At 68.3% G+C, this 25351-nt stretch carries 26 protein-coding genes and 1 pseudogene; 6 read left to right on the top strand and 21 right to left on the bottom strand.

Annotated features, from left to right (window positions below; genetic code table 11):
• Positions 1-32: 32 nt before the first annotated feature.
• From sdhA to WYO_RS15915, 7 genes are all read right to left on the bottom strand, one after another.
• The gene (gene sdhA / locus WYO_RS15940) at positions 33-1850 is read right to left on the bottom strand and encodes a succinate dehydrogenase flavoprotein subunit (RefSeq protein ID WP_007564304.1); all 1818 of its coding nucleotides are present in this window, start codon (positions 1848-1850) and stop codon (positions 33-35) included.
• A 32-nt stretch (positions 1851-1882) separates the two neighbouring features.
• A complete protein-coding gene (sdhD, locus tag WYO_RS15935) occupies positions 1883-2302 on the bottom strand; it encodes a succinate dehydrogenase, hydrophobic membrane anchor protein (RefSeq protein WP_007564302.1) in 420 nt (139 codons plus the stop codon).
• 10 nt (positions 2303-2312) lie between these two features.
• On the bottom strand, positions 2313-2714 hold the full coding sequence (gene sdhC, locus WYO_RS15930; RefSeq protein WP_007564300.1) for a succinate dehydrogenase, cytochrome b556 subunit: 402 nt from the start codon (positions 2712-2714) through the stop codon (positions 2313-2315).
• Between the two features lie 132 nt (positions 2715-2846).
• The gene (locus tag WYO_RS15925) at positions 2847-4148 is read right to left on the bottom strand and encodes an SLC13 family permease (RefSeq protein WP_007564298.1); all 1302 of its coding nucleotides are present in this window, start codon (positions 4146-4148) and stop codon (positions 2847-2849) included.
• Between the two features lie 191 nt (positions 4149-4339).
• Entirely contained in the window at positions 4340-4576 is a 237-nt protein-coding gene (locus WYO_RS32195) for a hypothetical protein (protein WP_007564296.1), read from the bottom strand.
• Entirely contained in the window at positions 4573-4818 is a 246-nt protein-coding gene (locus WYO_RS32190) for a hypothetical protein (RefSeq protein WP_165486559.1), read from the bottom strand. The genes WYO_RS32195 and WYO_RS32190 overlap by 4 nt, the downstream gene beginning before the upstream one ends.
• A gap of 278 nt (positions 4819-5096) precedes the next feature.
• Positions 5097-6590: an AMP nucleosidase gene (locus tag WYO_RS15915; RefSeq protein ID WP_007564292.1), complete on the bottom strand. Its 1494-nt coding sequence runs from the start codon at positions 6588-6590 to the stop codon at positions 5097-5099.
• Between the two features lie 111 nt (positions 6591-6701).
• On the opposite strand from WYO_RS15915, the gene tsaA reads away from it, so the two are divergent.
• The 5 genes from tsaA to WYO_RS15890 all read left to right on the top strand — a co-directional run bounded on the left by tsaA (position 6702) and on the right by WYO_RS15890 (position 9517).
• Entirely contained in the window at positions 6702-7199 is a 498-nt protein-coding gene (gene tsaA / locus WYO_RS15910) for a tRNA (N6-threonylcarbamoyladenosine(37)-N6)-methyltransferase TrmO (protein ID WP_007564290.1), read from the top strand.
• Positions 7196-7888 (top strand): SGNH/GDSL hydrolase family protein, encoded by a 693-nt coding sequence (locus tag WYO_RS15905; protein WP_007564289.1) that lies wholly within the window; start codon positions 7196-7198, stop codon positions 7886-7888. The genes tsaA and WYO_RS15905 overlap by 4 nt, the downstream gene beginning before the upstream one ends.
• A gap of 258 nt (positions 7889-8146) precedes the next feature.
• Positions 8147-8755 (top strand): LysE/ArgO family amino acid transporter, encoded by a 609-nt coding sequence (locus WYO_RS15900; protein ID WP_007564286.1) that lies wholly within the window; start codon positions 8147-8149, stop codon positions 8753-8755.
• Between the two features lie 94 nt (positions 8756-8849).
• The gene (locus tag WYO_RS15895; RefSeq protein ID WP_007564284.1) at positions 8850-9092 is read left to right on the top strand and encodes a type II toxin-antitoxin system prevent-host-death family antitoxin; all 243 of its coding nucleotides are present in this window, start codon (positions 8850-8852) and stop codon (positions 9090-9092) included.
• Positions 9092-9517 (top strand): type II toxin-antitoxin system VapC family toxin, encoded by a 426-nt coding sequence (locus tag WYO_RS15890; protein ID WP_007564282.1) that lies wholly within the window; start codon positions 9092-9094, stop codon positions 9515-9517. Before WYO_RS15895 ends, WYO_RS15890 begins: the two co-directional genes overlap by 1 nt.
• An 81-nt stretch (positions 9518-9598) precedes the next feature.
• On the opposite strand, the gene guaA is transcribed toward WYO_RS15890, so the two are convergent.
• The 6 genes from guaA to WYO_RS15865 form a co-directional block, all read right to left on the bottom strand.
• Positions 9599-11155, bottom strand: a complete 1557-nt coding sequence (guaA, locus tag WYO_RS15885; RefSeq protein ID WP_007564280.1) for a glutamine-hydrolyzing GMP synthase — start codon at positions 11153-11155, stop codon at positions 9599-9601.
• 96 nt (positions 11156-11251) lie between these two features.
• On the bottom strand, positions 11252-11671 hold the full coding sequence (locus tag WYO_RS15880) for a hypothetical protein (RefSeq protein WP_007564278.1): 420 nt from the start codon (positions 11669-11671) through the stop codon (positions 11252-11254).
• Entirely contained in the window at positions 11668-12048 is a 381-nt protein-coding gene (locus tag WYO_RS29985) for a hypothetical protein (protein WP_007564276.1), read from the bottom strand. The genes WYO_RS15880 and WYO_RS29985 overlap by 4 nt, the downstream gene beginning before the upstream one ends.
• A gap of 141 nt (positions 12049-12189) precedes the next feature.
• A complete protein-coding gene (locus tag WYO_RS15875) occupies positions 12190-13551 on the bottom strand; it encodes an MFS transporter (RefSeq protein ID WP_007564274.1) in 1362 nt (453 codons plus the stop codon).
• A 7-nt stretch (positions 13552-13558) separates the two neighbouring features.
• Positions 13559-14302, bottom strand: a complete 744-nt coding sequence (locus tag WYO_RS15870; RefSeq protein ID WP_007564271.1) for an NADPH-dependent F420 reductase — start codon at positions 14300-14302, stop codon at positions 13559-13561.
• Positions 14292-15197, bottom strand: coding sequence for an aldo/keto reductase (locus tag WYO_RS15865; protein ID WP_007564269.1), 906 nt, complete (start codon positions 15195-15197; stop codon positions 14292-14294). The genes WYO_RS15870 and WYO_RS15865 overlap by 11 nt, the downstream gene beginning before the upstream one ends.
• 461 nt (positions 15198-15658) lie before the next feature.
• Here WYO_RS15865 and WYO_RS15860 point away from each other — a divergent pair, with 461 nt between their 5' ends.
• On the top strand, positions 15659-17848 hold the full coding sequence (locus WYO_RS15860; protein WP_244424193.1) for a TonB-dependent siderophore receptor: 2190 nt from the start codon (positions 15659-15661) through the stop codon (positions 17846-17848).
• A 62-nt stretch (positions 17849-17910) separates the two neighbouring features.
• Here WYO_RS15860 and WYO_RS15855 read toward each other — a convergent pair whose 3' ends face one another.
• The 8 genes and pseudogenes from WYO_RS15855 to WYO_RS15820 form a co-directional block, all read right to left on the bottom strand.
• Positions 17911-18249, bottom strand: a complete 339-nt coding sequence (locus WYO_RS15855) for a hypothetical protein (protein WP_007564265.1) — start codon at positions 18247-18249, stop codon at positions 17911-17913.
• A gap of 160 nt (positions 18250-18409) precedes the next feature.
• Positions 18410-18895 carry a hypothetical protein gene (locus WYO_RS15850; RefSeq protein WP_039903096.1) on the bottom strand — a complete coding sequence of 162 codons (486 nt, stop codon included), beginning with the start codon at positions 18893-18895 and terminating at the stop codon, positions 18410-18412.
• Between the two features lie 20 nt (positions 18896-18915).
• Positions 18916-20043 (bottom strand): hypothetical protein, encoded by a 1128-nt coding sequence (locus WYO_RS15845; RefSeq protein WP_244424192.1) that lies wholly within the window; start codon positions 20041-20043, stop codon positions 18916-18918.
• A 76-nt stretch (positions 20044-20119) separates the two neighbouring features.
• A complete protein-coding gene (locus WYO_RS15840; protein WP_244424191.1) occupies positions 20120-20752 on the bottom strand; it encodes a cadherin-like domain-containing protein in 633 nt (210 codons plus the stop codon).
• 173 nt (positions 20753-20925) lie between these two features.
• A complete protein-coding gene (locus WYO_RS15835) occupies positions 20926-22209 on the bottom strand; it encodes a hypothetical protein (protein WP_007564258.1) in 1284 nt (427 codons plus the stop codon).
• A 12-nt stretch (positions 22210-22221) separates the two neighbouring features.
• Positions 22222-23589: a peptidoglycan-binding protein gene (locus tag WYO_RS15830; RefSeq protein WP_007564256.1), complete on the bottom strand. Its 1368-nt coding sequence runs from the start codon at positions 23587-23589 to the stop codon at positions 22222-22224.
• A complete protein-coding gene (locus WYO_RS15825) occupies positions 23586-24944 on the bottom strand; it encodes a hypothetical protein (RefSeq protein ID WP_007564254.1) in 1359 nt (452 codons plus the stop codon). The genes WYO_RS15830 and WYO_RS15825 overlap by 4 nt, the downstream gene beginning before the upstream one ends.
• A gap of 13 nt (positions 24945-24957) precedes the next feature.
• Positions 24958-25351: pseudogene (locus tag WYO_RS15820) on the bottom strand (ATPase); the annotation flags it as partial.

Below are 25351 nucleotides of genomic sequence, written 5' to 3'. Positions count from 1 at the left end.
GCGCATCGGCACGTGCATCGTGATGGTTGGCCTCAGTACACGCGCGCCTTCGGCTCGATGTACTGGATCTCGTTCGACATCGTGTAGGTGTGCACCGGTCGGTAATCGATGTTGACCTGGTGCCGGCCCTCATCGAGCCAGGAGAGGGTGTGCTTCATCCACTCCTTGTCGTCGCGATCAGGGAAATCCTCGCGGGCATGGGCGCCGCGGGATTCCTTGCGGTTGGCGGCCGATTCCATCGTCACCACCGCCTGGCCGATCAGGTTGTCGAACTCCAGGGTCTCCAGGAGGTCGGTGTTCCAGATCATGGACCGGTCGGTGATCTTCACGTCGGCGGCGGCGTTCCAGACCTTGTGGATCAGGCCCTTGCCCTCCTCCAGAACCTCGCCGGTGCGGAACACGGCGCAGTTGTTCTGCATCGTCTTCTGCATCTCGGCGCGTAGCTCGGCGGTCGGCGTCGAGCCGTTGGCGTGACGGAAGCGGTCCAGGCGCTCGAGCGCCTTGTCGGTGGCGCCCTTGGGCAGTTCCTGGGCCCGGCCGTTCGGCTCGACGATCTCGGCGCAGCGCTTGCCGGCGGCGCGGCCGAACACCACGAGGTCGATCAGGGAGTTGGAGCCGAGGCGGTTGGCCCCGTGGACCGAGACGCAGGCCGCCTCGCCGATCGCCATCAGGCCCGGCACCACCGTGTCGGGGTTACCGTCGCGGAGGGTGAGCACCTCGCCGTGATAGTTCGTGGGGATGCCGCCCATGTTGTAGTGCACGGTCGGGATGACCGGGATCGGCTCCTTGGTCACGTCGACGCCCGCGAAGATCTTCGCGCTCTCCGAGATGCCCGGCAGGCGCTCGTGCAGGATCTTCGGGTCGAGGTGGTCGAGGTGCAGGTAGATGTGGTCCTTGTTCTTGCCGACGCCGCGGCCGTCGCGGATCTCCATGGTCATGGAGCGCGAGACCACGTCGCGCGAGGCGAGGTCCTTGGCCGAGGGGGCGTAGCGCTCCATGAAGCGCTCGCCCTCGGAATTTGTCAGGTAGCCGCCCTCGCCGCGCGAGCCCTCGGTGATCAGGCAGCCGGCGCCGTAGATGCCGGTCGGGTGGAACTGCACGAACTCCATGTCCTGGAGCGGCAGCCCGGCGCGTAGCACCATGGCGTTGCCGTCACCCGTGCAGGTATGGGCCGAGGTTGCGGAGAAGTAGGCGCGGCCATAGCCGCCCGTGGCCAGGATGGTCTGCTGGGCGCGGAACCGGTGGATCTCGCCGGTGGCCTGGTCGAGGGCGATGACGCCGCGGCAGCGGCCCTCTTCGTCCATGATCAGGTCGAGGGCGAAATACTCGATGAAGAAGTCGGTCTGGTTCTTCACCGCCTGCCCGTAGAGGGTGTGCAGCATGGCGTGGCCGGTCCGGTCGGCCGCCGCGCAGGTCCGCTGGGCGGTACCCTTGCCGTAATCGGTGGTCATGCCGCCGAACGGGCGCTGGTAGATCTTGCCCTCTTCCGTGCGCGAGAAGGGCACGCCCCAATGCTCGAGCTCGTAGACGGCGGCCGGCGCGTTGCGGACGAGGTACTCGATCGCGTCCTGGTCGCCGAGCCAGTCCGACCCCTTCACGGTGTCGTACATGTGCCAGCGCCAATCGTCCGGGCCCATATTGCCGAGCGAGGCCGAGATGCCGCCCTGCGCCGCCACGGTGTGCGAGCGGGTCGGGAACACCTTGGTGATGCAGGCGGTGCGCAGGCCGGCCTCGGAGCAGCCGACGGTGGCGCGCAGGCCCGCGCCGCCCGCGCCGACGATCACCACGTCGAAGGCGTGATCGTGAATGGTGTAGGCAGGCCCGCTGCCGTTTGTGCCGTTGGCGGCCATGGTCGGCTCCTCGAAATGCGTGATGGCGGGGTTCAGGCCGGCTGTCCGAAGCCGATGCGCAGGACCGCGTAGAGGCAGGCCACGGCCACCAGGACCGCGTAGGCGTTGTTGGCGAACACCGCGGCGATCTTCGTGCCTTGGCCGTGCACGTAATCCTCGATGACCACCTGCATGCCGATCCGCATGTGGATGGTCACCGACAGCAGCGCCAGGATCAGGATGATCGAGACCAGGGGCTTGGCAATCAGGTGCGTCGCTTCGACGTAGCCCCGGCCGGCCATGCTGGCGACGATCACCACGAAGGCCAGCATCAGGACGACGTTCGCCGCCGCGGTCACCCGCTGCTGCCACCAATGGCCGGCGCCGTGATGGGCGACGCCGAGGCCGCGGACGCGGGCGCGCGGGGTGCGGATGGAAACGCGGGTGTCCTGGCGGATTTCTTCCTTAGCCATGCCGGCCTCCTCAGCGGACCAGAAGGGCGACCGCCCAGATGACGATCGTGAGTGCGACGGACCCGATCAGCGTCAGGCGCGCCATGCTCAGGCGCTTCTCCCGGTCGAACCCGACGCCGGTGTCCCAGACCAGGTGGCGCAGGCCGCCGAGCATGTGGTGCATCAGCACCCAGGTGTAGGCGAACAAGATCAGCCGGCCGAAGATCGAGCCGAAGAAGCCGGCCACGTAGGAATAGGCGACCGGCCCGGATGCAAGCGCGACGAGCCAGATCGCCACCAGCGCAGTCCCGCCATAGAGCGCGGTGCCGGTAATACGGTGAAACACCGACATCGCCATCGTCCAGGTCCAGCGATAGATCTGGAGATGCGGTGAAAGCGGCTGTGCCACTGTCGGGCGCGCGGTGGGTGCCATTGGGTTGAAGCCTCGCAGCTGCGAACTGGACCGTCTCTAATCTGGTGGTAGCGCTAGTGCCTCCGGCGGCAAGCCGCAATGTGTCATGCTGCGGCGCAATGCAGAGGGCGTGTTGATAGAGCGGCGGATCTGTCACTTGAGTTGCCCCAGCAGACGCCACCAGGCGTAATCGAGGGGGGCGGCGACCAGGAGCGAGGCCAGGCCGAAGGCCAGGGTGAGTCGGGTGGCATCCCGCAGGCGCACGCCTCCGAGCTCGCTGGCGAAGACGATGGGCGGGGCCTGGTAGGGGAAGAACAGCGTCGCGTAGCCGATCACCTGGACCGACACGACGGCGAGCGCTGAGAGACCGCTGGCCTGAACCATCTCTCCCGCCAGCGCCGTGTAGAGGGCCGGCGCGCCGTTGGCGGTGACCAGCAGCGTCATGAGGGTGCTGATGCCGGTCAACACCGCGAAGTTCTGGGTCGGCGCATCGGGGGTGAGCGGCGCCACCGCGAGCAGCCCATGGCCCAACCGCGCCCCGAGGCCGGTCTCGTTGACCAGAGCGACCAAGCCGAGCAGCCCCGCGATATAGAAGCAGGTCCGCAGGTTCACCTGCTGGAACGACTCGGGCGGCAGGACCCCGATCCGTGGCAGCAGGCAGATCACGGCGGCCGCGAGCCCGACCCAGGCCGGGGCGAGGCCGTGCAGGCTGTCGGTGACCCAGAGGGCCAGGGTGCAGGCCAGGATCACGGCCAGGCGCCGCTCCGCCGCGGAGACGGGTGGCAGCACGGGAAGGGCCTGGGCGCCGTGGCTGAGGCGGTCGGGGAACAGGCGCACGATCAGCACCACCAGCATCACGCCCTTGACCAGGGCCAGGACCGGCGCGTGCAGGAGGAAATAGGACAGGTAGGAGAGGTGCAGGCCCAGCACCTGCTCGGCCGAGCCGGCCATGACGAGGTTCGGCACGTTGGCCGGCAGGATCGCCGCCGACAGGATCGGGGTCGCCACGCCCACCGCCAGGACGGCGCCGGTCCGCCCCGGCCGGCCGGGCACCAGCCCGAACCCGTCGCAGAGCGCCAGCGTCACCGGGATCATCAGGGCGATCCGGCCGAGATTGGACGGCATCACGAAGGCGATGAGGAAGCTCAAGGTCACCAGACCGGCGATGAAATACGCGTAGGAACCGGAGAGGCGCCCGGCCAGCGCCCGGGCCATCCGGGCGCCGAGGCCCGTGCGGGTCATGCCCTGACCCACCACCATGCCGGATAGGACCAGCCAGAAGGCTGCGGCCGAGAAGCCGGAGAACACCGTGGCGGCGCTGCCGAGACGCAGCAGCATTGCCAGCCCGAAGAAGGCCAGCGCGGTGACGATCTCGGGCAGAAGCGCGGTCGCCCACAGACCCATGCATAGGACCAGCAGCGCCGCTGTCGCCGGAATAATCGCCGCCCCGCTCATCCACGCCCCCGGCTCCACGTGCGGCCGCAGGCATGGGCCGGTTTGGAATGGTTCGCAATTCGGGAGTCCACGACGCTGCCTTCGCCGCAGACGAAGGCTGACGGGTCCGGAGACCTGAGGCGGACAAGGAAAAGCCCGGCCGTTGCCGGCCAGGCTTTTCCGTCGAGAGGCCACTTTAAGAGGTGCGGCGCTCAGTAGCCGTAACCGTAGGTGCTGCAATAGGCCGGATCGTAGCCGTAGCCGTAACCGCCGGCGCAGCTATCGTCATAGCCGTAGCCGAAACCACCCAGGCTGTAGCCGACGCCCAGCCCAAGTCCGACGCCGGCCAAGCCGTAACCGAGGCCGCGCCCGTAGCCGCCGCCATAGCCCCGCCCGTAATAGCCGCGATTGGCGTAGCCCCGACCGGCGAAGCCGCGGTTTCCGATCACGCCGCGCCCGCCATAGACAGCACCGCCGCGCTGGAAACCGCCACCGCCAAAGCCCCGGCCGACACCGATCCCCGGTGCCCCGACACCCGCGCCACGAAACCCGCCACCGGCGAGACCGGCACCGCGGAATCCGCCGCCACCCAGACCGCCGCCGCGGAAACCGCCACCAGCAAGTCCACCACCGCCCAGTCCGCCGCCCCGGAAGCCGCCGCCGCCGAATCCACCACCATGGAAGCCGCCACCGCCGAACCCGCCGCCGTGAAACCCGCCGCCGCCGCCGAACCCGCGGGCGTCGGCGCTCGCGGGAACGAAGGCGAAAGCGGCCAAAAGTGCCGTCGATGCGAGAGCAAAGCGCTTCATTGAAAAGTCCAATCCTCGAGAGGAGTATGACTTTTCAACGTGCCATCGATCCCACGTATCCACGTTCGATGATTGATCGTGGCGTGTCAGTCCGTCGCTGTTCGACAATGCAGCACCGAAAGGCCGCGAAAGCTTGTCCGTATGCGCGGGGGAACGCGCTTTACCGGAACGGCGGTTCGTCGAAGCTGCGCAGCTTGCGCGAATGCAGGCCGTGCCGGTCGGCCCGCAGCGCGTCGAGGGCCGCCAGACCGACCCGCAGATGCTCGGAGACCGCCCGGTCATAGAACGCGTTGGCGGCGCCGGGCAGCTTGATCTCGCCGTGAAGCGGCTTGTCGGAAACGCAGAGCAGCGCCCCATACGGCACGCGCAGGCGAAAGCCCTGCGCGGCCACGGTGCCGCTCTCCATATCGACCGCGATGGCGCGCGACTGGTTGATCCGCCGACGCTCCTGGCTGAACCGGAGCTCCCAGTTGCGGTCGTCGTAGGTGACCACCGTGCCGGTCCGTAGGCGACGCTTGAGCGCGTCGGCCTGCTCGCCGGTCACCGAGGCGGCGGCGCTCTGGAGCGCGACCTGAACCTCGGCGAGCGCCGGCACGGGCACGTCCGGCGGCACCAGCTCGTCCAGAATCCGGTCGCGGCGGAGATAGGCGTGGGCGAGCACGTAGTCGCCGATGGTCTGCGACTGGCGCAGGCCGCCGCAATGGCCGACCATCAGCCAGCAATCCGGGCGCAGCACCGCCAGATGGTCGGTGATCGTCTTCGCGTTCGAAGGGCCGACCCCGATATTGACCAGGCTCGTGCCCTGCATGGTCCCGTCGGCGCCCCGGGCGACGAGGTGATAGGCCGGCATCTGGTGCCGGTGCCACGGCGAGGCGGCGATCACCGCAGCGGGATCGGCCGTGGCCGCCTCCGCGCGGCTCACGGAGATGCCGCCGGGCAGGACCAGCCGCTCGAAGCCTTCCTCGCCCGAGGCCAGGCGCTCAAGCCCGTGGCGGACGAACTGGTCGACGTAGCGGTGATAGTTGGTCAGCAGGATCCAGGGCTGGACCTCGCGCCAGTCGCAGCCGGTGTAATGGACCAGGCGGCGCAGCGAGTAATCGACCCGCACGGCGTCGAACAGGGCCAGCGGCAGCGGCTCGCCCTGGGCGAGATCGAAGGTGCCGTCGGCGATCTCGTCGCCCACCAGCGACAGGAGCGGGACGGGGAAGTAGGTGGCGAGCTCGGCGCCGTCCACCGCGCTCCCGCGCGCATCGAGCCCCGACTCCAGGACGTAGGGATAGGGGATTTCCTGCGCGCTCAGGCCGACCTCGATCTGGATGCCGTAATCGTCGATCAGCGGTTGGAGCTGCCGGGTCAGGTAATGGCGGAAGAAGGCCGGATGCGTCACCGTGGTGGCGTAGGTTCCGGCCGCCTGGAGCTTGGCAGTCGCCCGCCGCACCCGCGGCAGCGGGCCGGCGGGGCGGTAGCTGATCCGCAATTCGGGATAGCGGAAGGCGAGCCGCTCGGTGGCGTCCGGCGGCGGACCGCCCGCGAGGTAGCGCTCCAGCGCCTGCCGGAGGGCCTCGGCGGCGCCGTCATAGAGCTCGGCCAGACGGTCGACCGCGCTGCCGGCATCGGCGACGGCTCGCATCGGACGCAATTCCCGCTCGATCATGAACCCTCCCGTCCCCGGCCCGGATCTACACCGCCCCGCCCGGCCGCGCGACCCGGGCTTGCGGCCAGACGGCGCTTGCCCGAGAACCCGGCGTTCTTGGAGCGAGGATGCATGGGCACGGACGAGTTCGGGATCCGTCCCGGCGAGGAGATGGCGGCCCTGCCCGCGCGCTTCGACGCCGGCCTGTACTTCATCGGCCGGCTGCGCACCCCCTGGCAGGCGCGGCAGGACTGCCCGAAGAACGGCCTGCAGAGCGATGCTGTCTGCACCGTCGAGGTGGATGCGGCCTACGCGCCCGGCCTGCGCTCCATCACGGGCTGCACCCATCTGATCCTGCTCTACTGGATGGACCAGGCCACCCGGGGCCTGATCGTGCAGCAGCCGCGCCACGCCGACGGACCGCGCGGGACCTTCTCGCTGCGCTCCCCGGCCCGGCCCAACCCGATCGCCCTGTCGGTGGTCGAGCTGATCGCCCGGGAGGGCGATCTTCTACGCGTGCGCGGGCTCGATTGCCTGGACGGAACGCCGCTCCTCGACATCAAGCCGTATTACGCGACGACGGATTCGCGGCCCGAGGCGCAAGTCGACCGCGCCGGCGCCGAACCGTGAGGCGGCTCCTTTTCACAATCCTCGCGGGCCTGGTTCTGCTGGCGCTCGGCGGACTTGCCGGATGGCACCTGCACAAGCCCGCCGCGGATGCCCGCGCCTACGCGGTGATGCGCGGCATCGCCGTCCAAGTCAGCCTGGATGAGGCGCCGGCCGATTACATGTTCTGGGCCGGCGACTCCCAGGTGGAGCTGCAGCCCGGCGGCCAGCGACCCTGCGGTTTGGACTTCATCAATGGCGGCTTCAGCGGTGCGACTGCCGCGGCCTATCAGGATCACCTCGCCGGCCTGACCTTCCGCCACGATCCGAAAGTCGCTGCGCTGACGATCGGGACCAACGACATCCTGCTCAAGAACAATCCGCGCTCGGCCGAGGCGGCGGCACGCTTCGCGGTGAGTGCGGAAGCGATCGTGAAGCGCCTGCAGGCCTTGAGCCCTCGGGTGGTCGTCACCGCCCTCCCCCCCATCGGCCGCGAGAGCGCTCGCTTCCTCGATGCCGCGGCCGTACCGGATTACTCGCAACGCCTGCACACCCTGTGCACCCGCCTCGGCTGCATTTTTGCGGACCCGTTCGCGATGCTCCGCGACGGCGACACCGGGTACGCCAAGCCCGGCGCGCTCCGGGACGGCCTGCACCTCGCCGCCTACCGGCCGGCCATGGCAGCCCTGGAGCCGGTCCTATGCGGGCCGTGAGCGATGCGTGCAGAGCGCGCAGGGCGTCGGGCTGCAGAGCGACCGCTTGTGCCGGCCCACCGGACGCGATCGTGCTTTCCCTGCGGCCTTGGCTTTGAGAGATCTGCCGTTCTCACCGTCATTGCGCGCGCAGCGAAGCAACCCCGTGTGGCGCTACGTCCCGCGATCGCGTGCTGCCCTCGTCTGCTTCGGCGCGCTGGCGATGACGATGTGAAGAGATGACGGCGTCAACCTTCGACCCTCGATGAGCGACAGCGCGTGTTCGAAGTCTACCTGACCGGTTTCTCCGTCAGCGCCGGGCTGATCCTGGCGATCGGCGCGCAGAACGCTTTCGTGCTGCGGCAGGGCCTGCGCGGTGAGCACGTCGCGCTGGTCTGCGCCACCTGCGCGGCCTCCGACGCACTCCTGATCCTGGTGGGCGTGACCAGCTTCAGAAGCCTCGTCGTCCTCGCCCCCTGGTTGAGGCCGGCGATGCTGTATGCCGGGGCGGCCTTCCTGATCTGGTACGGGGCGCGCAGCCTCCGGTCGGCCTTCGCGGCCACCGAGGCGCTGCGACCCGCGCCGGGATCCGCGGCCGGCCTCGGACGGACGCTGGCGACATGCCTCGCGCTGACCTGGCTCAATCCGCACGTCTATCTCGATACCCTTCTGCTCATCGGCTCGATCTCGACGCGCTTCCCGGGCCAGGAACCCGCCTTCGCGGCCGGTGCCATGACGGCCTCGGTCGCGTTCTTCTTCTCGCTGGGCTACGGCGCGGCCATCCTGCGGCCCCTGTTCGCCAAGCCGGTCGCCTGGCGCGTGCTCGAAGGCGTGATCGCGCTCACCATGTGGGTGATCGCGGCCGAGTTGCTGCTGAGCGGGCCGTAACGACAGGTCGCACTTTCCGGACAGGCTCTGATCAGGCCTGCTCGAATTGCGAAGCGCAACACGCTACTTGAACTGCGATAGGCAGGAGCACGGCATGGACGCGATCACGCTGGCAGATGCCAAGGCCCGACTGAGCGCCCTGGTCGACCGGGTCGAGGCAGGCGATTCGATAGAGATCACCCGTCGCGGCAAGCCGGTTGCTCGACTGACAGCCGTAACGAAGCCGCGGAAGCCGATCGACCTCGCGCTGCTTCAAGCGCTGACGGCAGCGATGCCGCCACAATCCGAGAGCGCCGTCGATCTCGTGCGGTCGATGCGGGACAGCGACCGATACTGATGATCTATCTCGATACGTCGCTGATCGTCGCGGCGCTCTCGAATGAAGCGATGACGTCCCGTGTTCAGACGTGGCTGGCCGAGCAAAACCAAGCCGAGCTTCTGATTAGTGATTGGACTATCACCGAAATGTCCTCGGCCATGGCCATCAAGGTGCGGACGAAACAGGTCAACTTGGAACAGCGTGCGGCGGCACTCGCCATATTCGCCCAACTGTTCGCCGAGAGTTTCACTGTCCTTGGCGTGACGAGCAGCCATTTCCGCTTGGCAGCGAAGTTCGCGGACCAGTACTCCCTCGGACTTCGGGGCGGCGACGCATTGCACCTCGCTGTTGCGTCGGAGCACGGCGCCACGGTGCATATGCTCGACCAACGGTTAGCCGCTGCCGGGCCGGCGCTCGGCATTCCGACTCAACTGTTGGCGTGAACCGAGCCGCCCCGACGCATAAGATTGCATCACACGTTCGCGGCTGCAGCCGAGGTGATCCGAATCAAGGGCGCCCGCCCGTCACTCCCACTCGATCGTGCCGGGCGGCTTCGAGGTGATGTCGTAGGTCACCCGGTTGATGCCCTTCACCTCGTTGATGATCCGGGTCGCGACGCGGCCCAGGAAGGCCATGTCGAACGGGTAGAAATCGGCGGTCATGCCGTCCACCGAGGTGACGGCGCGGAGCGCACAGACGTGGTCGTAGGTACGGCCGTCGCCCATCACGCCCACCGTCTTGACCGGCAGGATCACCGCGAAGGCCTGCCAGATCGTGTCGTAGAGGCCGGCCTGGCGGATCTCGTCGAGATAGATCGCATCCGCCTTGCGCAGGGCTTCGAGCTTCTCCGGCGTGATCGTGCCGGGGCAGCGGATCGCCAGGCCCGGGCCCGGGAACGGGTGGCGGCCGACGAAGGCGTCCGGCAAGCCGAGCTCACGGCCCAGCACCCGAACCTCGTCCTTGAACAGCTCGCGCAGCGGCTCCACGAGCTTCATGTTCATGCGCTCGGGCAGGCCGCCGACATTGTGGTGGCTCTTGATCGTCACCGACGGGCCGCCGGTGAACGACACGCTCTCGATCACGTCCGGGTAGAGGGTGCCCTGCGCCAGGAAGGCCGCCCCGCCGATCTTCTTGGATTCGGCCTCGAACACGTCGATGAACAGGCGGCCGATGGTCTTGCGCTTGACCTCCGGGTCGCTGACGCCGTCCAGCGCCGAGAGGAACATGCCGCTCGCCTCCACATGGACCAGCGGGATGTTGTAGTGGTCGCGGAACAGGGCCACGACCTGCTCGGCCTCGCCGAGGCGCAGCAGCCCGTGATCGACGAACACGCAGGTGAGCTGGTCGCCGATCGCCTCGTGGATCAGCACCGCCGCCACGGCCGAATCGACGCCGCCGGACAGGCCGCAGATCACCTTCTCGGAGCCGACCTGCTCGCGGATCTTGGCGATCGCCTCCTCGCGATAGGCGCCCATGGTCCAGTCGCCGGAGCAGCCGGCGATGTCCCGCACGAAGTTGCGGATCAGCAGGGCGCCGTGGGGCGTGTGGGCCACCTCGGGGTGGAACTGCACCGCGTAGTAGTTGCGTGCCGCGTCGGCCACGGCCGCAAAGGGCGCGTTCTTCGAGATCGCCACGGTGGTGAAGCCGTCCGGCAGCTTCGTAACCCGGTCGCCATGGCTCATCCAGACCGGGTAGGTCTCGCCCTTGTGCCAGACGCCGTTGAACAGCGGGCAATCGGCCAGGATCTCGACCTCGGCCCGGCCGAACTCGGCATGGTGCCCGCCCTCAACCGCGCCGCCGAGCTGGGCCGCCATGGTCTGCTGGCCGTAGCAGATGCCGAAGACCGGCACGCCCGATTCGAACACAAGCTGCGGTGCCCGGGGGCTCGCCTCGACGGTCACCGATTCGGGGCCGCCGGAGAGGATCACGCCCTTCGGCTTCTGCTCGCGGAACGCGGCCTCGGCCTTGGTGAAGGGCACGATCTCGCAATAGACCCCCTCCTCCCGCACCCGTCGGGCGATGAGCTGGGTCACCTGAGAGCCGAAATCGACGATCAGGATCTTGTCGTGGTCGGTGTTCATCGCGGGCGATTATCCGAAGGTCGGGGCGCACGCAACGCATGCGCCCGTCTCAGGCTGGGGATCGCCGCGCAAGGCCCGCGCCAGACGCGGGTACGGTCAGTCGAAGTTGCGGACCTTGGCCGAGCCGCCGAGGCTGATCGCGGGCTTAGCCGGAGCGCCCGCGAGGCTGACCTTCTTCTGGCCCGGCAGGGTCTTGGCGCGCAGCTCCGGGGCGGCGGCCGGCGCCGGCTTGGCGGGCTTCAGATGGGCCTGGCCGTGGATCACCGAGCCGATCTCGCCGGCGACCCGGATCAGGTCCTCCCGGTCGCAGGACCGGGCGACCTTGAGGCCGAGCTTGTGCATGTGGCTCTTGCCGTAGAGGTAGGCGGCCAGCTGGGCGCGCTTGAGCGGCGGGATCTGCTCCAGGATCATCGGCAGGTCGAACTCATCGGCCCGGTAGACCTCGCCCAGAACCTCGAGGCTCACGGGGCAATCGACTTCGGGCTCGGCGCCGCTGGTCGGGTGCGCTTGCGTCATGGTTGGCTCTCGGGAAGCGATGGATCGGAAGCTGGCCCGGATGCCCCGGAGCCGGTGTCGGTTTCAAGCCCTGCGGGTGCCGTCAGGTCCGCAATCCTGGCCTGCACGGGACCCGGCGTCGCAGCCGGCGGCGGCGCCGGCTCCGGTTTCCAGGCCCCGAGGCAGCCGGTGCAGACGGATTCGATCACCGCCCGGGCATGGGCCTGACGGCGCGCCCAGAGGGCTTCCCGGGCGGCGCGCTCGCCCTCGGGGGATGGACGGATGCGGATGAACAGCGGCTCCTCCGCGACGGCCGGAACCGGGGTGGCGGCCAGAAGCGCGAGGAGCGCCAGGGCGCGCAATCTCGGGCCTGCAACCGGCTGCGCCGCACACGTCATGCCGTCCCCGCCCCCCGCTGAGCCGATCCGGAGACCTCGCGCCTCATGGTAAACCGCCGCTTAACATCCTGGCGATGTATGGCGCATCCGGCGGGCCGTCGACACCCGCCCCGACGCCTGAACGGGCCGCAATGAGACCCGCTAGATCGCGGGGCGCGGCGTCGTGACCGGCACCGGCGCGGGCTCGGTGCCATCGACGTCTAGAGCCGCCCGCCGCCGATCCTGGGCGCGGCCCAGCCAGAGGCTGTTGAGCAGCCAGGCCACGGAGAGCGGCACCGCCACGCCGGCGATGCCGGTGCTGCCGAAGCCCAGCCCCTGGATACCCGTGAACGACCACGCCCCGACCTGATCGCCGAGGCGGTAGACCACCGTGTCGATGAAGCTCTTGGCCTTGTAGCGGTCCTCCCGGGGGACCACGGTGAATAGCACCTCCCGGATCGGGCGGGCGATGGCGAAATTGCCGGCTCGGCGCAGGACCTGGAACGCCACGATCACCCCGATGGTCGGCGAGACGGCCAAGGCCGCGAAGCCCAGCACGCTGAAGGCCGGCAGCAGCGCCAGCGTGACTCCGACGCCGAGGCGCTTCACGATCCGTCCGGTCAGGAACAGCTGCACGCCCAAAGTCAGCACGTTCACCGCGAGGTCGACGCTGGCGAAGAACGCGGTCTGGGCGCCCCGGTCCGGGAAGCTGTTCTTGGCGATGCCGGCCTGCTCGAAATACAGGAAGGTCGAGGTGACGGAAAACAGCAGCAGGAACAGCGAGATGTTGAGCAGGTAGGGCGACGCCAGGGTGCGGGTGACGCCGGCCAGCACGCTGCCGCCGATGGTGCGGTCCTGGCCGTCATGGGCCATGTCGGCGCTGCCCGGCACCGCGTGGAGCCGCGCCGACAGGGCGGCGAGCCCGCGCATGCAGAACACCGCGACTTCGAGGAGCACCACCGCGCAGAGCATCAGCCCCCAGGTCGGCACGTTCTTGGCGAGGATCGCCGTGGTGGCCGAGCCCGCGATGGCGCCCAGCGTCGCGCCGGCCGCGATGAAGCCGAACAGGCGCTTGCTCTGGTCGTTCGAGAACACGTCGACGATGGTGGCCCAGAAGATCGAGACCACGAACAGGTTGAAGATCGACAGCCAGACGAAAAATACCCGCCCGATCCAGATGCCCCAATCGGGAGGCGCCAGGTACAGGGTCAGCGCGAAGGCGACGATGTTGGCCGCGAAGAACCGGTAGGTGATCGGCACGAACCGCGCCCGCGGCATGCGCTTCACCAGGTAGGCGAAGGGCAGGTTGAGGGCGAGCATGCCGACCAGCGTGGCGGTGAAGAGCCAGGGCAGGTTCTCGATGCCCCCGGCCACGCCCATCTGGTCGCGGATCGGGCGCAGCACGTAATAGGCGGCCAGGATCGAGAAGATGTAGGCCCAGGACCAGGCGAGCGCCTGGCCCTCGCCGGGCCGGATGTCGATCAGGCGCGCCAGTGGGCCGCGGGGAGTCGAAGCCTCGGCCACGCGCCCCTTACTTCCCCAGCCCGAGCTTCTCGCGCAGTTCCGGCGCGGTCGCCTCGTGGCCGAAGCCCGGGGAGCCCATGGCGAACTTGTCGGCGTCCTTCAGCGAACCGACCACGACCGGGTCGAAACCGGCATCGCGGACGAGGCCCTCGGCCACCTTGAGCGCGGCCGGATCGTCACCCGCGATCGGGATCGCCATCCGGCCGCCGGGCCGGTCCTTGCCGCCATCGGCGCCGGCTTTGGCGAACACTTTGTAGTTGGCGGCGTTGAACGCCCGGACCAGCTTGGCGCCGGGAAGATACTTGGCCGAGGTCGCCCCGATACCGTTCGCCTGGACCTCGTCGTAGAGCGCGCCGTCGCGCTTCTGCGTTGCATTGCCGGCGTCGAGCACGACCTTGCCGGAGAGCGCGGAGGCGAGGTCCTTGGAGAGGTCCGGATAGGCCTTGTACGGCACCGCAACGAACACCGCGTCGCCGAACTTGATCGCCTCGTCGGGCGTCCCGGCCTTGGCCTTCGGCCCGAGCTCGGCGATCAGCGGCGCCAGGGTCTCGGGATGGCGCGAGGCGAACATCACCTCGTGGCCGTCTTTCACCCAGAGGGTCCCGATCGTGCCGCCGATATTCCCGGCCCCGATCACCCCGATCCGAATTTTTTTGGGATTGTCTTGCGCCAGGGCCGGTATGGCGGAAGCCGTGAGGAGGCCGGCGGCGAGGGCGAGCGCAACGCGCCGCGTGGTGCGATCAGACCGCATCGATGAAGGTCTCCATCTGCTTGCGCTGGGCCGGATCCGGCAGCGGCCCCCGGGCGGCGGCGAGGTTGTCCTCGACATAGGCCACCTTCGCCATGCCAGGGATCGGGCAGGTCACGGCCGGATGGCCGAGCACGTATTTCAAGAACACCTGCGGCCAGCTGGTGCAGCCGAGATCCTTCGCCACCGGCGGCAGCTCCTTGCCCTGCACCGCCTTGAACAGGCGGTCGCGGCCGAAGGGCACGTTGGTCATCACGGCGATGCCCTTCTCGGCGGCGAGCGGCAGCACGCGCTCGGCCGCGGCCCGGTTGTCGATGGCGTAGTTTACCTGGATGAAGTCGAGGGGTTCGCGCTTCATCACGGCTTCGAGCGCGTCGAGCTGGCCGTCCCGCCAGACGGTGACGCCGACATAGCGAATCCGCTTGTCCCGCTTGAGGTCGCGCAGGACCGCCAGATTCTCGTTCACGTCGATCAGGTTGTGGACCGCCACGAGATCGAGGCTCTCGACCCTCATGCGTTTCAGGGATCGCTCGAACTCGGCGAGCGTCGCGTCGCGGCCCTGGGTGTCGACCTTGCTGGCCAGAAAGATCTTCTGGCGCAGGCCGGGCTCGGCGAGGATCAGGCCGAGCACGTCCTCGGCCGTGCCGTAGCTCGGCGCGGTGTCGATCACCGAGCCGCCGAGCGACACGAAGCTCTGCACCGCGGCTTTCAGGGGCGCCACCGCCTCGGCATTGGGCTCGACCTCGTAGCGCCGGGATGTCCCGATCCCCATCGCCGGCAGCATCTCGCCGCTGGACGGGATCGGCCGCCGGATCAGCGGCTCCGCGGCCCAGGTCAGGCGCCCCCCGAGGGGCGCGAGGGCGGCGGCCGCGATGACGGCACGACGGGATACAGGCATGGCCGGCCTCCGGCGGTGTCAGGACACAACCGGAAGATAGGGCGGTTCTCGGGAGAAGTGTATTCGTTATTCTCACGCTTGCGCGAGCGTCGGCTGCGAGGAGGTCGTGAAGCCGCTGCGAGATCCGATGACGACATGTGCGCTGCACGACCCGAGCCACGGGATATAGAGCGCGGCTTCAGTAAATATCGGCAGTAAATATCGGCACGTTGCAACTCATGTACTCAGGATCATGTTTTCGATAGAAGGCTTATGTTTTTGATCGGTTATAATACACATTTTACCCTAATTAACTCATGATTATCAGATAATTAGAAATTTTCTAACTCAATAATACGAATAAAATTCTTGACTCATTTCATATCGATCGCGATATCGCCGCCATGCCGCGAGCATGTTCGATCAATTATTTCGACGGTTCCGCGCGTTTTACTCCAAATTACGAAGTATCAAGAATCATGATGGTTGCGGAACCTGGATCGCGACACGGATATCTCGTTTCGATGGCGTCGGCGTGCGCGATACTTGTCGGGGCGACCGTTGCCACGCCGGCTGTCGCGCAGGAGCCTGCAGACGCGGTGACGCTGGACGAGCTCAGCGTGACGCAGACGGGCATCGGCCGGCCGCCACCCTCCGGCACGATCGGTCAGCCGTCGCCGCTCTACGCGGGCGGGCAGGTCGCCGTGCAAGGCCGCGTCGGCCTGCTCGGCAACCGAAGCATCTTCGAGACGCCGTTCACGCAGAACAATTACGCGGCCGAGCTGGCCCGCGACCAAGGTGCCCGCACCGTCGCCGATGTGCTCGCCAACGACCCCGCGGTCCGCACAGCCCAACCCCCGTTCGGCAGCCAGGACATCGTCTTCGTCCGCGGCGTCGTGTTGAACTCGCGCGATTTCGCCTTCGACGGCCTCTACGGCATCAGCGATGCGCGTAAGCCGATCATCGAAGGCATCGAGCGGTTCGAGGTTCAACACGGCCCGGCGGCGTTCCTGTATGGATTTCCGCCGAACGGCAGCGTTGCCGGTGTCGTGAACCTGATCCCCAAACGCGCGGGCGACGTCCCGGTCACGCGGGTCACGACGACCTACATGTCGCGCGCCAACGGTGGCACCCAGGTCGATGTCGGTCGCCGGTTCGGCGAGGGCAATGCGCTGGGCGTGCGTCTCAACGCGTTCTACAGCGACGGCCAGACCCCGATCGATCAGCAGGCGATCCGGAACGGCGGCGCCACGCTGGGGCTCGATTACCGGGGCGAGGCGTTCCGCTTCAGCCTGGATGCCGGCTATCACAACCTCGCCTACCGCAGCCCGACGGGAGCCTTCAGCATCCTGCCCGGCATAGCGGTCCCGCGGGCGCCGGACCTCACGATCAACCAGCAGCCGCGCTGGGCTTTCACGGATTCCGAGTCCGGCTTTGCCGTGGCCCGGGCGGAATACGACGTCGCGCCGGACTGGACGCTCTTCGCGGCCGGCGGCGGCTCACGGACGAGCGAGTTCTTCACCTATCCCACCTTCACGATCACCAATGCCCGCGGGGACTTGAACGGGCGGACGATCCTCTTCCCGGATCGACAGTCGCAGCTCACGGCCGAGGCTGGAATCCGCGGCAGCTTCGACACCGGCACCGTCCACCATGCGGTCGCCATCGTGGGAACGGCGTACAGCAACGACAATCCATACGCGTCCGGCCTCGGGCCGTCCGTGGTCTCCAACCTCTACAGGCCCCTGGCGAGCCTGCCGCCGAACTTCGCCTACATTCCGAGAATCGTCGCGCAGCAACCGGCTGAGCTGAAGGGATTGGCGGCGGTCGACACCGTATCGGTCGTCCCGCACGTCATCGATCTGATCGTCGGGGTCCGCGGGCAATCCGTCGAAAACCGGAATTACGATCCTGTCACGGCCGCTTTGGCGTCCACCTACGCCAAGAGTGCCGTCACGCCGCTCGCCGGCCTGGTGGTCAAACCCGTGCCGTGGATGTCGCTCTACGCCAGCTATGCCGAAGGTCTGAGCCTCGGTCCGACGGCGCCCAGCGACGCCCGGAATGCCGGCGCGGTCTTCCCGCCGACCGTGTCCACCCAACTCGAGACGGGCGCCAAGTTCGATCTCGGCGAACTCGGCCTGACGCTCGCCTTCTACGACATCGCCTTGCCGTCACCGTTCCTGGACCCGGTCACCCGCATCTACGGGCTGACCGGTGAGCAGCACAATAAGGGTATCGATTTCAACGTCTTCGGCTCGCCGGTCGATGGCATCCGCCTCCTGGGCGGCATCACATTGCTCGACGGCCGGCTGGTCAAAACCGCCGGCGGTGCGTTCGACGGCAAGGTTGCGCCCGGCGTTCCGGCGGTGCAACTCAACCTCACCGCGGAGGTCGACCTGCCGCGCCATCTGCTTCCAGGTGCCTCGCTGGCGGGTCGGGTGCTCTACACGGCTGCGCAGTATTACGACCAGGCGAACACCCAGAAGATCCCGGATTGGACGCGCTTCGACCTGGGTATGCGCTATCGGTTCGCGATCAACGACACACCTTTGATCGCGAGCTTCAATGTCGAGAATGTCGCCGCCCGCGATTATTACGCCTCGACCGGCGCCGGCAAACTGATCCTTGGCATGCCGCGCACCTTCAAACTGTCGCTGACGGCCGACCTCTGAAACCGTCGGCTGCCGCCGAGACCGCGCAGCGGCCCAGTCCGACCGCGGTCTCACCGGCGCCTTCAATCCTCCTCGGGCGGGTCCTCGAACTCGGCGCCCTCGGTGTCCGGCGCGATTCGGAACCGGTACTCGTCGATCGCCAGGAAGGCTTGGTGGACCGTCTGCGGATCGAGGCCGTCGCGGACCACGAGCGTCTGGAAATCGATGAACAATCGGGCGATCCGCGCCTCGTCCGACAATGCGGCCAACGCCGAGGAACTGGCGCCCGCCCGCATCATGTAGCGTTTGGAAGTGCCGGCTTCGTCCGGCACCGGCACCACGACGACCTGCCCCGCCGTCTCGGGCTTCAGTTCCGCCCATCGCGCGGGCGTCCACGCAATGATGGCCTCAATCTGCTTCATCGGCACCTCCGGCGGCTTGGGATGATCCGCCTAAGCATCATTTGCGGGAGGGGTCACCGGGTGGGCGGTGAAAATGTCGCCGGATTTCGGACCTGGCGCGTGTCGGTCGCCTATCGCAAACGCGCTTCAGCCGCGCGCGACCGTTGAGAATGTCGCGCCCTCATCGCTCCCGCGCTGGAGCCAGGATCCGGAAGGTGTTCGACGCGGTGACCACCGCCGCCTGCCACCGGGCTTTTTCGCTGGCAGGGTAGCGGATGCGCAGGCTGACGAAAGCCGTGTCGGTCCCGCGGCCCGACCGGATGGTCTTCTGATAAAGGATGCCGTCCGCGGTCATGCAGGAAAAGACGATGCGGTCCGGCCGCTCCAGGAGGTAGTCCGGCGGCTGGTGCCGGCAGCGTGCGCGGTCGGACGCGATGAAGTCCCGCAAAGTCTGGTCGAGCGCGTTGTTCAGGCCCGAGACCGTCACGCGCAACGTGTTGTCGGGGGCGTGGAAGGCCTGTCCGTCGCCATTATCGGGTGGTGTTTCCGCGATCAGTTCGGCCGGAAGATCGACCGAGAAGCCGAAGCGGTCGTTGCTATAGTGCTGGACCGGTGACCCGGCTGCGGCGGGGCCGCACAGGAGCATGGCCGTCACCAGGATCGGCAACCCGCCGCGGGATGATCGGCTCATCGGCACGTCACCTCGTAGGCGGATACTTCGGGCATCTCCGCGTCGCCGATGGTCGTCACCGAGAGCCTGCCCGCCGGGCCGGTATACGCGAAGGCGCAATAGGCCAGTCCGGTCCCGGAACAGCTGTCGACCTCGATGATGCCCTGCCGGGCGAGGTCCTGTTCTCGGGAATCCGGGCTCGGTGCGCCGCGAACTGGCGTCCAACCCTTGGCGATCAGGGCGGCCCGCGCCTTGTCGATCGGCATGGTGGTGATGGCGGGAACCGATCCGCGTCCCCCACAGACGGTGTCTTCGCTCGGGAGCGAAGCCAGCAGGAGGCTTCCGTCCGCACGCATCGTCAGGTCGCCGACCGGCAAACGCTGTCCATCACCGTCCCAGATTCGGACGGTGCCGTCGTCGCGGGCGCCGATACGGCCGATACGCTGCGCCCCGTCGCGTCCGTAGATTAGGGCGACGAGACGCTGCCCGTCGAACACGCCGACATTGCCGTCACCGATCAGGCAGGTGCCGCTTGGACCGCGGCCGAGGTGGCCAGCGAAGCTGACCGCCCGGTAGCGGCCAAGCGCAGCCTCCCCCGTGATCGACCAGCCACGCTCCGCGACCGATCGTGCCGCCTCGGACCGCGCCGGCACCGCAACATCGTTGCACGCGTCGGGCATCGCCCGCCGCTCGGGGGCCCGCGGCAGATCGCTCAAAGGGACGAAGCGCAGATCCGTCACGGCGGACTCGACGCGCGGCACCGATTGCTGCGCCTGCGCGGCGACCCGCCCCGCGGCGGCGAGGTTGAGGGCCAAGACCGCACCGAGCACGGCGGCGCCGGACCCACGGTCGAACCATCGCATCGTCACCTCCTCCCGAGTCGTTTGCTTGCCCTGGCGCTCGACCCGTCCGCTCTGTCGAGACGTCCACGAAATCGTCGTCATGGGTTTTCGCCGTTGAAGATCGAGCCGCATCGCGAACAGGCAGGACCGGTCAGGCAGGACGACAGCAAAAGCCGCGTCTCGTTTGAAGACGACCGGCCACATTCTTTCGCATCCGGTCTTCTGGCACGGTGGCCCATGAATGCGTGCAGACATCTCCGGGCGCCATTCGATGGCGCGGCATCTACGGTGCCGCCCGGGCATCGCGGTCGGGCCAAGATCTTGCGATCTTCGCGGACTTTGAGTGGTGACCCCGTCATCCGGCGCAGGTCCGGGCTTTTCAGAGCTGGGGCATGGCAGGCGGCCGGGGGCTCGGGGGCGGCATCATTGCGCGCGGTGCAGGAGGCTGCGGTATTGGGGCGTCCGTCTCGGTCGTGCCGGCTGCCTTCGGAGGCGCGATAGCCGCGGCGGGTCTGGACGTGGGCGTTGCGTGGCGAACCGTATCGCGGAGGAAGTCGCCCGTGCTGGCCGCTCGCTCCGCAGGGGCTTCGCGCGCCGTCTGGGCTGCTCGACCCGGGTCGCCGTCGCGCGGGGCCGGCGCTCGCGTCACCGCCGGAGCCTGGCGACGCTCGACGTCCGCCACCTTGATCCTGAACGTGTAGGGGACCGTCGAACCGTCTCCGAAGGTCACGGCGACGGACAGCGTGTCGAGGCCGGAGAAATCGGGCCGCGCCGTATAGTAGATCGACATCGAATCCTTCTTGACGGCTTCGCAGCCGTCCACGACGTCGATCGAACCGCCGGTCTGATCGAGCTTGCCGCTGAGGACCTTGAACTCGCGCCGCTGCTCGATCCGTCCGCCCCGCGGTGGCGCGACGAGCTCGATCGAGGCTGCCTGCGAGCGGCAGCCCTGATCCGGGAAATAATGGGTGAAGCCCTGGAGGAAGGTCCGCTGGCCCGGGCGGGCGTTCATGCTCACGGTCTCCGCCTGGGCTGGCAGCGTCAGGCTGAGCGCGAGGACACCGGCGAGGCCGGACCGCGCCACCGAGACGCCCGCAGCTACGGCCGTCCTCAGGATGCTTCGTCCCATGGGTTTGCTCCTCGGATGTGACGCGGTCGGGGTGCTCGCTGTCCGTGGTGGGACGCTCACTTCGGTGGGGATTGCTCCAGCGTCGGCTTGCTGCCGTCGGTGCGGAACCGGGCCGCATAGCTGCTGTTCGCCGATTGGGCGTTGCAGGTGATGACCACGGGGCCGCCCATCGGGTTGGGCATCTCGCAGGTGCCCTTGACCTTGATCGTCGATTGGTCGCGCTCGGCGTAGACGAGCTCGTCGATGGGTTGGTGCAGGGTGCCGCCTTCGACGAAGCCCTTCGTTGACGCCATGAAGGCCATGGCTTTGCCGTCGGTGGTGCCGAAGATGAACCCGGCCTTCGCGCTGCCGATGACGGAGGTGTTCTGTGCCGCCGGGACGCAGATGGCGGTGAGGTCCTCCCCGTCCATCACCAGGGACTCGCAGCGGCCCATGAAGGACAGCTTCAGGAACGTGCCGGGCGGCGGATCCTTCGCCTCCGCGGTGTCGCGGGGCGCGGGCGGCGCCGGGGGAGGCGCTGATCGTGCCTCGGCCGGCCGGTCGCCGGCACGCCGGTTCCAGGCGCCGCGGGGCTGGCCTGGCTGCCAGACGCAGAGCCGGACATCGCCGTTCTCCCAGCACGGGCCGTTCGGAGATAGGCCGCCGAGGGGATCGGCTGCCCGGAGCGCGCCGGAACGGCCGTTCCAGAAACCGGTGGCCTCCAGCGGTGCCTTGGGATCGCGGATGAGCTGCGCGATCATGTCCAGCTTGCCGCCGACATAGGAGCGCACCTCGAACCCGCGCCCGCCGTCGCGTCCGGTATCCGGCCGGAACTGGCAGGGCCCGTCGATGCGGGTTTCGCCCCCGACTTCCAGCAGGCAATCGGCGGTACGGGCCGTGCCGGGATCGGGTGGTGCGGCAGCGGCCGTGAAGCCCGGCCGGCCTTCCCCGATCTTCCAGGCACAGGCCCGCACGCGCGATCCGGTCCAGCAGGCGCCGCCGGGGGATCTGACGATGTCGGAGGGGCCATCATCGGGCTTTGATCCGGGCCTCTCGGTCCAGGTCGCCATGCCGCTACCGGGAGCCGTCACCGTGACAACCGCGCCGTAGCGCAGATAGCCGTTCTCGTAGCTGGCGAGGCGGAAGCCGCCATTCCCATAGCTGCGCGGGTCGGTCAGGAACTCGCAGGGACCGTCGATGTAGGTCTTGCCGTCGGCCTCGAGGAAGCAATCGGCCTGGCGCACACGGATCTGGGCCTGCGCGGCCTCCGGCAGGAGGAGGCCGACCGCGATGGCACAGAGCAGCAGGGCGAGCCGATGCCGGGCCGTCCGGATCCGAGCCGTCACACGATCGAGAGCCATGATGCCCGCCGCCTATTGCTTGCCGAGGAGACTGCGCGCCGCCTGGACGGTCCGGTCGTTGCGCTGGTCGAGGATACGGCCCTGGTAGAGGTTTCGCTGGGCGAGGCGCTGTTGCAGGGCGGCCCAGAAGCCGGTGCCCCATTTGTCCTCTTCGATGTTCTTCAGGATGTCCGCGTCCTTCAGCTCGAGGGCGCGGATCGTCATGTCCGCCGCCTTCTCGGGATCGCGCGGCAGGTTCGGGGCGCCGATATCGTACAGGAAGGCGGCCGAGGTCGCGGCGGGGGCGAAGGACGCCTCGCGCGCTAGCCGCTCGAAATACTGTATCGCCCGGGCGGCATCGGGGGCGGTGATCCGCTGGACCGTGTTGGTCGGGGACAGAAGCTGCGCGTAGAGGTACTGCGCGACCATCGTGCCGCCTTCCGCCAGGTCGCGGAGCTTCGCCTCGTCGGCAGCGTTGGTGGTCGCGCTCTTGGCGAGCGCGATGAGTTCCTCGACGGTCGGCTTCGGCCCGGATGGCGGTGCCGGCGGCGTGTTGCCCGCAGGCCTCCCGGTGTTTCCGCCGCCCGTTCCGGCAGCCTTGCCGGCCAACGCCCGTACGGCCGCGAGCGTCTGCGGCGTCGCCGATCCGTCGGCCGGACCGGAATAGAAGCCGCGGCGCGCGAGATTGTGTTGGATCGCCGCCACGAGATCGGGCGGCTGGCGTCCGAGGTCGTCGGTGAAGGTCGTGACGGACAGGGGCAGCTTGGCTGCCACCGTATCCATGTAGATGTCGGCGGCCTTCTGCGCGTCGCGCGGCACGCCACTGTCCGAGTCGATATAGCAGCCTGCGATCCAGAACAGCGTCGACCAGGAATCGAAGTGGTTGTCCCGGATCGCGGCCGGATTGCCGTAGAAGGCGAGGCCGTAGCGGCACCCCCGCTTGAGGTCGTACTGACCGCGCCCGCGATTGAGCAGCAGTTCGGTCATGCCGCGCTGGGCGCCGGGATAACCGAGGTCGGCGGGCTGCTGGTAGTAGGTCAGGGCCTTGGCCGCGTCGGCCTTCACCGGGCTCTTCGGGTAGAGCGAGGCCCATTCCGGATTGTAGAGCGTCCCGAGGAACGAGCGCGCCGAGATATTGCCGGCATCCGCCCCGGCCTTCAGCTTGTCGAAGGCGGCCTTGTCGCCATCCTTGCCGGCCTTATCCAGCAATTCGTGGTAGAGCTTCTCGTCCTCCTTGCTGTCGGCCGGTTTGCCCCATCCGCCGGTCGGCTTCAGGACCGCGAGGGCGAGGCCGGCCGCGAGGGCGACGGCGGCCTGAGGCAGGACCAGCCAGGCGAGGCGGTAACGCGCATCCGCGTACCAGAGCGCCGCGTGCGCTCTGACTCGATCGGTGCCGCTCATGACCTCGCCTTCAGATATGCGCGCACGGCCGTGATGACGGCGGGGTTGCGCTTGTTCTCGACCGGGAGCGTGTAGAAGCCGCGGGCCTTCAATTCCGCCTGGAGCGCCCCCCAGAAGGCGCCGCTCCAGCTGCTGCCCTCCTCGAACAGGAGCCAGAATTCCATCTGGTAGTCCTTGAGATCGACGGCCTGTATCGCGAGCGCTGCGGCCTTCTTGGGATCCTTCGCGACGTTGCCCCAGCCCTCGTCGTAGATCGCGGCGGCCTGGGAGGCGGCCCTGCCTTGGCCTGCTGCCGCGGCCCGCTCGTAATAGGCGACGGCGACCTGTGCATCCGGCGCGAAGACCTCGCCCTTGTTGCTGACCGGGTTGAACAGGTCGGCGTAGAAGATCAGCGCGTCGGCATTCCCGGACTCGGCCAGGCTCTTCAGGCGCGCCAACGCCTGGCGATCGGTGCGGGCCGCGCCGGCGAGCGCCAACACCTCGGGAGCCGGTCCGCTCGGCGTCACCCGGCGCGGTTCCGGCCTCGGGGTGGCGAGCGTATCCTTGATGCCCGCCTCGACCTGCAGGGCCGTGATCAGGGCCGGGTTGGCACGCCCATCGACGAGGCCGATGTAGCGCCCCTGCTTGGCCAGGTGCCGCTGGATGCCGGTTATGAGCGCCGGGTCCTGCGCGCCGAGATTGTTGATGAAGGCGTCGATCGTCGGCCGATGCTTGCGCCACAGCACCGCGGTCACCAATTCGCCCGCCCGGACCGGGTTCTGCGGCAAGCCGCTCTCGGGGTGGACGTAGCACTTGGCCAGTTTGACGGTGAGGCGCTCCTCCCCGGTGATCGTGCGGTTGAGCGTCTCCGGATCGTCGATCCAGGCTTGGGCGAGGCGACAGCCGCGCTTCAGGTCGCCGTTGGAATTCGCCGGGTCGAGGAGCACGTCGGCGAGACGCGTGACCGCCAGGAGTTCGCCGGCGGCGGCACCCGGGCCGTAGAGCGCGGTGGCCCGGGAGAAGTCGTCCGGCGACGGCTTCTTCGGAAAATACGGGGCTGTCAGGGGATCGTAGAGCGTCCCGAGCTTGGTCGACGCGTCGATCTGGTTGCGCGTGGCTGCCGCGCTCAGTTCCTCGAACGCCTTGCGGTCGCCGTTCTTTCCGGCCCGATCGCGCAGGGCCGTGAGTTCCGCGACCCGCGCCTTCGAGGCCGTCGCCGGCCGGCCCCATTCGCCGTGCGCGGCGAGCGCCAGGCACAGGCCCGCCACCGCGCAGGTAACGGCCGGCGGCAGGACGAACCACACCAGCCGGTAGCGGGCATCGCCGTACCACAAGGCTCCGTGCGCGCGGAGCCAATCCTCTCGCGCGACGCTCATCGTTTCGACCGGATCACGACGCCGTCGCCGGATACACGGTGCCGCCGCCGCGGCCCTGCAGGGCGCGCTCGACATCCACCAATTCGAATTGCCCGTGATCGCCGAGCGGATCGCTCGACAGCCGGATGGCCTGGGCCTCGCGGAGCTTTTCCAAGAACGTCCGCATCTCGCGGGCGTTCGACCAGTCGCGCGCCCGGGCGCGCTGCTCGATCCACGGGATCAGCAAGGTCTCGAAGCGCGGCGGCAGGCGGAACGATTGCCGCGACGCCATCAGACGCAGGATCTCGACCAAATCGTACGGATCGTAGGCGGGGAATTCGATCGTCTTGGTAAAGCGCCCGGCGAGCCCCGGATTCGTATCGATGAACCGGGCCATGTCGTCGGTATAGCCGGCGACGATCACGATG

This window comes from Methylobacterium sp. GXF4, assembly GCF_000272495.1.
Lineage (GTDB): Bacteria > Pseudomonadota > Alphaproteobacteria > Rhizobiales > Beijerinckiaceae > Methylobacterium > Methylobacterium brachiatum.
The sequence above is the reverse complement of the archived record's forward strand: the minus strand, read 5'-3'. Positions and strand labels throughout refer to the sequence as shown.

What these genes read in the sequence shown, in the direction of transcription:
- sdhA (WP_007564304.1), bottom strand. Translation starts at nt 1,850, where the DNA reads ATGGCCGCCAACGGCACAAACGGCAGCGGGCCTGCCTACACCATTCAC.
- sdhD (WP_007564302.1), bottom strand. Translation starts at nt 2,302, where the DNA reads ATGGCTAAGGAAGAAATCCGCCAGGACACCCGCGTTTCCATCCGCACC.
- sdhC (WP_007564300.1), bottom strand. Translation starts at nt 2,714, where the DNA reads ATGGCACCCACCGCGCGCCCGACAGTGGCACAGCCGCTTTCACCGCAT.
- WYO_RS15925 (WP_007564298.1), bottom strand. Translation starts at nt 4,148, where the DNA reads ATGAGCGGGGCGGCGATTATTCCGGCGACAGCGGCGCTGCTGGTCCTA.
- WYO_RS15915 (WP_007564292.1), bottom strand. Translation starts at nt 6,590, where the DNA reads ATGATCGAGCGGGAATTGCGTCCGATGCGAGCCGTCGCCGATGCCGGC.
- tsaA (WP_007564290.1), top strand. Translation starts at nt 6,702, where the DNA reads ATGGGCACGGACGAGTTCGGGATCCGTCCCGGCGAGGAGATGGCGGCC.
- WYO_RS15895 (WP_007564284.1), top strand. Translation starts at nt 8,850, where the DNA reads ATGGACGCGATCACGCTGGCAGATGCCAAGGCCCGACTGAGCGCCCTG.
- WYO_RS15890 (WP_007564282.1), top strand. Translation starts at nt 9,092, where the DNA reads ATGATCTATCTCGATACGTCGCTGATCGTCGCGGCGCTCTCGAATGAA.
- guaA (WP_007564280.1), bottom strand. Translation starts at nt 11,155, where the DNA reads ATGAACACCGACCACGACAAGATCCTGATCGTCGATTTCGGCTCTCAG.
- WYO_RS15880 (WP_007564278.1), bottom strand. Translation starts at nt 11,671, where the DNA reads ATGACGCAAGCGCACCCGACCAGCGGCGCCGAGCCCGAAGTCGATTGC.
- WYO_RS29985 (WP_007564276.1), bottom strand. Translation starts at nt 12,048, where the DNA reads ATGACGTGTGCGGCGCAGCCGGTTGCAGGCCCGAGATTGCGCGCCCTG.
- WYO_RS15870 (WP_007564271.1), bottom strand. Translation starts at nt 14,302, where the DNA reads ATGCGGTCTGATCGCACCACGCGGCGCGTTGCGCTCGCCCTCGCCGCC.
- WYO_RS15865 (WP_007564269.1), bottom strand. Translation starts at nt 15,197, where the DNA reads ATGCCTGTATCCCGTCGTGCCGTCATCGCGGCCGCCGCCCTCGCGCCC.
- WYO_RS15860 (WP_244424193.1), top strand. Translation starts at nt 15,659, where the DNA reads ATGGTTGCGGAACCTGGATCGCGACACGGATATCTCGTTTCGATGGCG.
- WYO_RS15855 (WP_007564265.1), bottom strand. Translation starts at nt 18,249, where the DNA reads ATGAAGCAGATTGAGGCCATCATTGCGTGGACGCCCGCGCGATGGGCG.
- WYO_RS15845 (WP_244424192.1), bottom strand. Translation starts at nt 20,043, where the DNA reads ATGCCCGGGCGGCACCGTAGATGCCGCGCCATCGAATGGCGCCCGGAG.
- WYO_RS15840 (WP_244424191.1), bottom strand. Translation starts at nt 20,752, where the DNA reads ATGAACGCCCGCCCGGGCCAGCGGACCTTCCTCCAGGGCTTCACCCAT.
- WYO_RS15835 (WP_007564258.1), bottom strand. Translation starts at nt 22,209, where the DNA reads ATGGCTCTCGATCGTGTGACGGCTCGGATCCGGACGGCCCGGCATCGG.
- WYO_RS15830 (WP_007564256.1), bottom strand. Translation starts at nt 23,589, where the DNA reads ATGAGCGGCACCGATCGAGTCAGAGCGCACGCGGCGCTCTGGTACGCG.
- WYO_RS15825 (WP_007564254.1), bottom strand. Translation starts at nt 24,944, where the DNA reads ATGAGCGTCGCGCGAGAGGATTGGCTCCGCGCGCACGGAGCCTTGTGG.